The organism is Clavibacter lycopersici (assembly GCF_003576405.1).
GTDB classification, from domain to species: domain Bacteria; phylum Actinomycetota; class Actinomycetes; order Actinomycetales; family Microbacteriaceae; genus Clavibacter; species Clavibacter lycopersici.
Genome location: NZ_QWGT01000523.1, coordinates 1 through 538, shown reverse-complemented (window position 1 = coordinate 538; position 538 = coordinate 1). Strand labels below are relative to the sequence as shown.

Genomic DNA, 538 nt, shown 5'->3' with positions numbered 1-538 from the left:
GCCGTCCGCCCAGCCGACGACGGGGCCGCAGGGCGGCGAGAAGGCGCTCATCCGATCGACGCTACCGTTCGGGAGGCGTTCGCCGGCGCGCCCGCTGGGGCGCCGGATCCCGGTGCTACCGTGACGCCATGCCCCGCCTGATCGACCACGCCCGTCGCGAGGACGAGCTCGCCGAGGCGGTCTGGCGGGTCATCCGCCGCGAGGGCGCGAGCGGCGTGTCCGTCCGCACGGTCGCCGCCGAGGCGGGCCTCTCCACCGGATCCCTGCGCCACAGCTTCCCCAGCCGCATCGACCTCGTCGCCCACGCGACGGCGCTCGTCGCCCGGCGCATCGCGGAACGGATCCGGGCTCGTCGCACCGACCCCGACGCGCGGCGCCGGGCCGTGCGGATCCTCGCGGAGCACCTGCCGCTCGACGACGCACGCCGCGCGGAGGCGGAGGTCACTGCGGCGCTCCTCGCCGAGGCGGCGTCGCATCCGCGCCTGCGCGAGGTGCGCGCCGCCGCCCACGCGGCCGCGCGCGAGACGTGCCTGGAGCA

1 protein-coding gene is annotated in these 538 nt (G+C 78.1%); it reads left to right on the top strand.

Going from position 1 to position 538, the window contains the following annotated elements:
- Window positions 1-128 precede the first annotated feature (128 nt).
- A partial coding sequence (locus tag DZG00_RS16340; RefSeq protein WP_119455867.1) for a TetR/AcrR family transcriptional regulator occupies window positions 129-538 on the top strand: 410 nt, incomplete at its 3' end.